Annotated in this window: 6 protein-coding genes and 1 rRNA gene; all 7 read right to left on the bottom strand. The window is 55.6% G+C overall.

Features of this window, described 5'->3' with window-relative positions:
* A 16S ribosomal RNA gene (locus ACSEXW_RS06000) occupies positions 1–61 on the bottom strand; the annotation flags it as partial.
* A 273-nt stretch (positions 62–334) separates the two neighbouring features.
* Positions 335–1,411 carry an HD-GYP domain-containing protein gene (locus ACSEXW_RS05995; protein ID WP_438445197.1) on the bottom strand — a complete coding sequence of 359 codons (1,077 nt, stop codon included), beginning with the start codon at positions 1,409–1,411 and terminating at the stop codon, positions 335–337.
* Between the two features lie 133 nt (positions 1,412–1,544).
* Positions 1,545–4,010 (bottom strand): DNA gyrase subunit A, encoded by a 2,466-nt coding sequence (gene gyrA / locus ACSEXW_RS05990; protein ID WP_438445196.1) that lies wholly within the window; start codon positions 4,008–4,010, stop codon positions 1,545–1,547.
* Positions 4,011–4,283: 273 nt separating this feature from the next.
* A complete protein-coding gene (gene gyrB, locus ACSEXW_RS05985; protein ID WP_438445195.1) occupies positions 4,284–6,200 on the bottom strand; it encodes a DNA topoisomerase (ATP-hydrolyzing) subunit B in 1,917 nt (638 codons plus the stop codon).
* Positions 6,201–6,246: 46 nt separating this feature from the next.
* On the bottom strand, positions 6,247–6,495 hold the full coding sequence (remB, locus tag ACSEXW_RS05980; RefSeq protein ID WP_438445194.1) for an extracellular matrix regulator RemB: 249 nt from the start codon (positions 6,493–6,495) through the stop codon (positions 6,247–6,249).
* A 45-nt stretch (positions 6,496–6,540) separates the two neighbouring features.
* Positions 6,541–7,656: a DNA replication/repair protein RecF gene (recF, locus tag ACSEXW_RS05975; protein ID WP_438445193.1), complete on the bottom strand. Its 1,116-nt coding sequence runs from the start codon at positions 7,654–7,656 to the stop codon at positions 6,541–6,543.
* Entirely contained in the window at positions 7,656–7,877 is a 222-nt protein-coding gene (gene yaaA, locus ACSEXW_RS05970; RefSeq protein WP_438445192.1) for a S4 domain-containing protein YaaA, read from the bottom strand. The genes recF and yaaA overlap by 1 nt, the downstream gene beginning before the upstream one ends.
* Positions 7,878–7,887: the final 10 nt, after the last annotated feature.

Here is a 7,887-nt window from a genome sequence, read left to right as displayed (position 1 = left end):
CTTGCATGTATTAGGCACGCCGCCAGCGTTCGTCCTGAGCCAGGATCAAACTCTCCAAAAAGGTTCGTTCGATATAGCTCATTCATTACACTTGGCTGTGTTTTGTTACTACTCGTTGTTCAGTTTTCAAGGAGCTAACTTCTTGTTGCATTTTGTCGTCTCTCGGAGGCGACTTGATTAATATAACACATTCGCCTACACAATTGCAAGAGGTAATTTTCAATTTCTTAATAATCTCTTGCTGTGTTGTCCCGGACAAGCTGTCCGTCCGAAGCGGCGAGATCTAATGTACCACAATCGGAGAACCGAAGTCAACCTTCCGGGACTGGAATATTTAACTGCCGAGCGAGTTGATGACATGCTCAATATAGAGGCTTCGGTCCAACGTCAGGTTTACGATCGTATTATTGATGTTCACCCAAGGTCGCGTCGGGTGGCTGCGGTCCGAGAATACGATCGAGCCGATACGGCCATCGCTTAACCGAACTAACGTCCCGTTGTGGAATTCGGTGACTTTCTGAATAAAGGTCTGTACCAGGGCAGGATCCAGCTTGCCGAAGGATTCGGTCTGAAGCTGCTCAAGCACCAGATAGGGAGAAGCTTGCTTCTTGTAGAATCTGGGGGACGTCATAGCGTGGTAGATATCGGCCACGGAGATGATTTTGGCATAGGGATGAATCTTGTCGCCCTTGACACCCAGTGGATACCCGGATCCATCCTCGCGCTCATGGTGCTGCAAGGCGCTCAGCTTCACGCCTTCGTTCAGACCTGCCACGTTCTTTAGCATCTGATAGCCGTGTACGGTATGGGTCCGCATCTCTTCCTGTTCGGTGTGGGTCAGCTTGCCCTTCTTCTCCAGAATGGTCTCGTCCACCTTGGCATTGCCAATATCATGCAGCAGTCCGCCCAAGGCTGCCGGGATCCAGTCCTTCGCCGGAAGACCGTGCCACTTGGCCAGCTGGTAGGACGTCATCGCGACGAGAATACTGTTGTGCAGCAGATAGTCCCGAAGATTGATCGATCGGGGCGTGAAGGTAAGGACGTGGTACTGGTCGGCATGCTGTAAGAGAGATTCCAGCCTGGTGCGAAGCTCCAGGAGGGGAAGGGCACCTCCGGAACGAAGCGAGAACATGACCTTGCGGAAAAGGTTCAATACGTTCTCATACTCCACCAACAGGGTAGGGAGAGGGACGGATGCGTTCTCCGCCTCTTCGTTCTTCGCCGCTGACGTCTCCGCTGCTTCCCAACGGCCCTCCACGGCAACGGAGGGAACCTGGAACGCTTGAAGAATATCCAGCTCACGCGGGGTAATGGTAAACCCCTTATCAAAAAGCAGGCTGCCACGTTTCGTGAACACCTGTTCGATGACTCTATCGCCCAGCTTTATTTGGGATACGGGTACTACCGCCATGGTCAAACCTCCGTTCTTGGGAGTTCAAGGAACCGTCATATTTTTCATTGTAGGTGAAAAGTCCCACCGCGTCTATAGAGACCTATTGTCGAAAAAAAGGCAGGAGGGGATATCCCGCTCCTGCCTGCTTATATTACTCCATATCCTCGTCTTCGACTCCCTCGTCGGGGTCATTCTCGCTCTTCTGAACCCGGGTAACGGTGGATACTTCATCGTCTTCCTTGATGTGAATCAAGCGGACCCCTTGGGTGTTGCGTCCCATCATGGAAATGCCGGACATGCTCATCCGGATGATGGTGCCTTGGGCCGTAATGATCATCAGGTCTTCCTCTTCTTGAACCACCTTCAGACCGACGATAGGACCGTTCTTATCCGTGATGTTCAAGGTCTTGATGCCCTTGCCGCCGCGGGTCTGAATACGGTAATCTTCCACCGGCGTACGCTTGCCGTAGCCCTTGGAGGTGACGATCAGCACGCTGTTGGCCGGATCGACTACGTCCATATCGATGACGGCATCGTCATCCGACAGTTGAATGCCTTTCACGCCGGTTGCGGAACGGCCCATCGGCCGGACGTCCTGCTCCGGGAAGCGGATGGACATGCCATCCTTGGTGCCCATGATGATCTCCTGCTTGCCGTCCGTCAGCTTGACACCAATCAGCTTGTCGTCGTCACGCAAACCGATGGCGATCAATCCGACCCTGCGGATGTTGGAGTAATCCTCCAACGGCGTCTTCTTCACGATACCCTGCTGGGTCGCAAAGAACAGGTTCAGATCGGCATTAAAGTCCTGCACCGGAATAACCGCGCTGATGGTCTCGCCTTGCTCGATCTGAAGCAGGTTGATGATCGGCGTACCGCGGGCGGTCCGGCTCAGGTCCGGAATCTCGTAGGCCTTCAGGCGGTAAGCTTTGCCCTTATCCGTGAAGAACATGAGATAGTGGTGGGTATTGGATACGAACAAATGTTCGACAAAGTCCGATTCCTTCGTATCCATCCCGATGACGCCCTTGCCTCCCCGTTTCTGGGAACGGTAGGTATGCACCGGCAGGCGCTTGATATAGCCGGAGTGGGAGATCGTGATGATCACGTCCTCCTGCGGGATCAAGTCCTCGTCCAGAATGCTCTCTTCCCCGACGGTGATCTCGGTTCTGCGGGGATCGGCGAACTTCTCCCGAATCTCGCGCAGCTCCTCGCTGATGATGGCCAAGATCAGCTTCTCATCGGCCAGAATGGCCTTGTATTCGGCGATCTTCTTCATGAGCTCCTGGTATTCTTCCTCGATCCGCTCACGCTCCAAGCCGGTCAGACGCTGCAGACGCATGTCCAAAATCGCCTGGGCTTGATCGTAGCTCAGTCCGAACCGGCTGATCAAGCCTTCCCGCGCTTCCTCCGTGGTACGGGAGGAGCGGATCAGGGCGATGACCTCGTCCAGATGGTCTAAGGCAATGCGCAAGCCCTCGAGAATATGAGCGCGTGCTTCCGCCTTCTTCAAGTCGTATTCGGTTCTCCGGCGAATCACGACCTTCTGGTGCTCCAGGTAGTGGAACAGCATGTCCTTCAGGTTCAATACCTCCGGCTGGCCTTCGACCAGCGCCAGCATGATGATGCCGAAGTTGGACTGCATAGCGGTATGCTTGTACAGATTGTTCAAAACGACGGTCGGCGTCACGTCACGGCGCAGCTCGATGACGATGCGCATGCCGTTGCGGTCGGACTCGTCACGCAGGTCGGTGATCCCGTCGATCTTCTTCTCGCGGACCAGCTCGGCGATGTTCTGGATCAGGCGTGCCTTATTTACCTGGTAAGGCAGCTCGTTGACCAGAATCCGGGCCTTGCCGTTGTTCTCCTCGATGGTGGCCCGGGCGCGCATGGTGACGGAGCCCCGGCCCGTGTTGTAAGCTGAGCGGATTCCTTCGCGTCCCATGATGTAGCCGGCCGTCGGGAAGTCCGGACCCTTGATGAAGCTCATCAGATCCATCGGAGTTGCATCCGGGAACTCGATCAGATGCTGGAGGCCGTCAATGACCTCGCCCAGGTTGTGGGGAGGAATGTTGGTGGCCATCCCGACTGCGATACCGGAAGCGCCGTTGACGAGCAGATTCGGGAAGCGGGCGGGCAGAACCGCCGGCTCCTGCTCTTCGCCGTCATAGTTGGGAACGAAGTCGATGGTTTCTTTGTTTATATCGCGAAGCAGCTCCATGGCGATCTTGGACAAGCGGGCTTCGGTGTAACGCATGGCCGCCGCCATATCGCCGTCGATGGAACCGAAGTTGCCGTGTCCGTCTACCAGCATGTAGCGCAAGGAGAAATCCTGTGCCATCCGGACCATCGTCTCATAGACGGCGGAGTCGCCGTGGGGATGGTATTTACCGATGACTTCACCGACGATACGGGCGGACTTCTTGTGGGGTTTGTCCGGTGCCATCCCCAACTCGGACATGGCGAATAAGATACGCCGATGCACCGGCTTCAGTCCGTCGCGGACATCGGGAAGGGCGCGGCTGACGATGATACTCATGGCATAATCCATGAAGGACTCGCGCATTTCCGAACCGATATCCCGCTCTTTGATTTGAGATCTGATTTCCTCGGCCATTGTAAACCCCCTAAACGTTATGCAAACCCTATCTGAAAGTCTCGAAAAACGAACGTTCTATGATGACGGTATGGACTTTCCGGGTAAACGCACGAGCCCATAAGGCACGTTCCGGCGTTTATCCTGGGAGTGAAACAAGAAAAAGCATCAAATTCTATTATATTACTTTCACAACTATTGCACAATTTAAACCTTCCACAGCCCCTCCGAAAGCAAGAAACCGTGCCTGTCGGCAGACGGCACGGTCGGAAAATTGCCCTATGAGGCGTGCATCTAAATATCGAGGTTCTTCACATATTTGGCATGCTCTTGGATGAAGTCCCTGCGGGGCTCTACGTTGTCTCCCATCAGCGTGTCGAAGATGACGTCCGCTTCGATGGCATCCTGGATGCTGACCTGCAGCAGGGTGCGGGTTTCCGGATCCATGGTGGTCTCCCACAGCTGGCCTGGATTCATCTCTCCCAGACCCTTGTACCGCTGGACGTTCACCTTGGCGCCTTCGCCGAATTCCTGCATCATGGCGTCCCGCTGCTTCTCATTGTAGGCATAGCGGATCACCTTGTTGCGCTCCAGCTTGTAGAGAGGAGGCTGGGCGATATAGACGAAGCCGCTCTCCACCAGCGCCCGCATGTAGCGGTAGAAGAAGGTGAGGAGGAGCGTCCGAATATGAGCGCCGTCCACGTCGGCATCGGTCATGATGATGACCTTGTGGTAGCGGGCCTTGGAAATGTCGAAGTCATCGCTGATTCCCGTACCGAGGGCGGTGATGATGGCGCGGATCTCGGCATTGGACAGAATCTTGTCCAGACGGGCCTTCTCCACGTTCAAGATCTTGCCCCGGAGAGGAAGGATGGCCTGGAAGTGCCGATCGCGGCCTTGCTTGGCCGAACCGCCGGCGGAGTCACCTTCGACGATGTACAGCTCACTGATGGATGCATCCTTGGAGGAGCAGTCCGCCAGCTTGCCGGGAAGCGAGCTGACCTCCAGAGCACTCTTGCGGCGGGTAAGCTCACGCGCTTTGCGTGCCGCTTCCCGGGCGCGTGCGGCCTGGATGCCCTTCTCCACAATCTTCTTAGCGATGGCCGGGTGCTCGTCGAGGAACTCCTGGAGCTTCTCCGCGAAGAGGGATTCCACGATCCCGCGGGCTTCGCTGTTGCCCAGCTTGGTCTTGGTCTGACCCTCGAACTGCGGCTCCGGTATCTTCACCGAGATGATGGCGGTCAAGCCTTCGCGGACGTCGTCGCCGGACAGGTTCTGATCGCTCTCCTTTAGGACGCCGGCCTTGCGGGCATAGTCGTTCAGGATACGGGTCAGAGCCGCCTTGAAGCCGGACTCATGGGTGCCGCCTTCGTGCGTATTGATGTTGTTGGCGAAGGAGTAGATGTTCTCGGTGTAGCTGTCGTTGTATTGCAGGGCGATCTCGGCCTGAATGGATTCCTTCAGCCCCTCCACATAGATCGGGGGCTCATGGAGCGCTTCCCGGTTGCGGTTCAGGTACTCGACGAACTGGATGATGCCGCCTTCGTATCTGTAGGTGGTGAACGTATCCGTCCGCTCGTCGCGGAGGTTGATCTCGATGCCCTTGTTCAGGAATGCCAGCTCCCGGATCCGGGACTGGAGCACATCGAACTCGTATTCGGTCGTCTCCGTGAAGATCTCCGGATCCGGCTTGAAGTGGATGGTGGTTCCGCTTTCCTCCAAGTCGTCCAGCTCACCGATCACCGTGACATCATATTGGGGGGTGCCCCGGACGAATTCCTGCCGGTAGATTTTGCCCTTGAGCTTGACGGTAGCCACCAGCTTCTCCGAGAGCGCATTGACGACGGAGACGCCTACACCGTGCAGACCGCCGGAAACCTTATAGCCCTCGCCGCCGAACTTGCCCCCGGCATGAAGGACGGTCAGAACCACCTCGAGGGTGGATTTTTTCAGCTTGGCATTCTCGCCTACGGGGATCCCGCGGCCGTTGTCGATGACCGTGACGCTGTTGTCCTGATGGACGATGACGTCGATCCGCGTACAGTAGCCGGCCAGCGCCTCGTCGATACTGTTGTCGACGACTTCCCAGACCAGATGATGAAGGCCTCTTCCGCTGGTAGATCCGATATACATGCCCGGGCGCTTCCGCACCGCTTCAAGACCTTCCAGCACCTGTATCTGGCTTTCGTCATACGTATTGTTCACAGACATGGACCTATCACCTACTTTTCTATGTTCGTGCATAATCTTGAAGCAATCAGTTCACGAATAAATGATGCGCGCGTTTCTTCAGCGTGGAAGAGGAGATGGGGGAATAATAGACCTTATCCAGAGTAACGACCAGTGACTTGCACTCTTCGTCTCCGATGATTTCCACCTTCTTTTCCCTGCCGGCATGGGAGGTAAACTGTTTGGTAACCTTGGACGTCTTCTCGATGGACAGATCGAATATCCCGATCAGCTCCGACGCCCGGATGATCTTCTCGCCGCCCAGATGGATGAACAAGGGCACCGCCTCCTATTCTGAAATCACGCAGTTCTATCCCGGGAATTATGTCAAAATACGGCCGTTCCGCACTTGGAAGAAGGCCGCGTCACGAATTTTGGATAAATCCACGCTCTCGACACCGGTGGTGGTGATGAAAGTCTGCACCTTATCCTGAATGGTCTCAATCAGTTGGGTCTGCCGGTTCCGGTCCAGCTCGGACAGAACGTCGTCCAACAGCAGAATCGGATATTCGCCCACCTCTTCGTTCATAAGCTCCAGCTCCGCCAGCTTGACCGATAAGGCGGTGGTGCGCTGCTGGCCTTGGGAGCCGAAGGTCTGGGCTTCCTTGCCGTTGATGTAGAACAGCATGTCGTCCCGGTGGGGTCCTGCCAGTGTTGTTCCACGGCGCAGCTCCTGATCGCGGACCTCATTTAACTTTACCATAAATTGATCGAATAGGATAGGTTCATCTTCTTGGAAGGACGTGCCGAAGCTGGGCTTGTACACGATCTGAAGGGATTCCTGACCGTTCGTAATGCCTTCATGGATCGATTCAGCCCACCGCTGGAGCTTCTCTATAAAGCTTTGACGTTTTTTCATCATTTTAACACCAAAAGTTGCCAACTGTTCGTTCCATACCTCCAGCATGGCCGAATGCTTGCCCGCACCGGGGCCGCCGTTCTGCTTCAGGAAGTTGTTGCGTTGGGCTAGAACCTTGGTGTATTGCGTCAGATCGTGAAGGTAACCGGGGTGAACCTGCCCGATCTCCATGTCGAGAAAACGCCGTCGAATACCGGGGGCGCCCTTGACGATCTCCAGGTCCTCCGGCGCGAACATGACCACATTCATGGCGCCTACGAAGCCGCTTAGCTTCTTCTGCTCGAGGCCGTTGATCTTGGCCTTCTTGCCCTGCTGGGAGATCTGGAGCTGCAGCTTGACGGCTCCGTATTTTTTGTCCAGCTCGCCGTAGATGACGGCCTGATCCTTGTCCCATCCGATGAGCTCCTTGTCCTGATGAGTCCGGTGGGACTTGGTCAGTGCCAGCACGAAGATGGATTCCAGCAGATTGGTCTTGCCTTGGGCGTTGGGCCCCACAAAAAGATTGACTACCGAGTCAGTAGCCAATTCGAACTGTTCATAATTGCGGTAATGCTGGAGAGACAGCTTCTTCAGGAACATCAGTTCTGCTCCGCGGTAACCCGGAATTCGCCTACGCCGCCTACCTTCACGGTATCGTTCGGATACAGCTTGCGGCCGCGGCGGTTGTCCGGCTCCCCGTTCACGAGAATCTTGGCCTCCGCCAGGTAGAGCTTCGCCTCGCCTCCGGAGGAGATGATGTCCGTAATCTTCAAAAATTGGCCCAACGTAATGTATTCCCCGCGAATGGGTACAACGGTCATAGGTATCCGC

The sequence above is a fragment of the Oryzibacillus soli genome (assembly GCF_051594765.1).
Taxonomy (GTDB): Bacteria; Bacillota; Bacilli; order Paenibacillales; family NBRC-103111; genus Paenibacillus_AR.
This window is presented reverse-complemented; position numbering and strand designations above follow the sequence as displayed.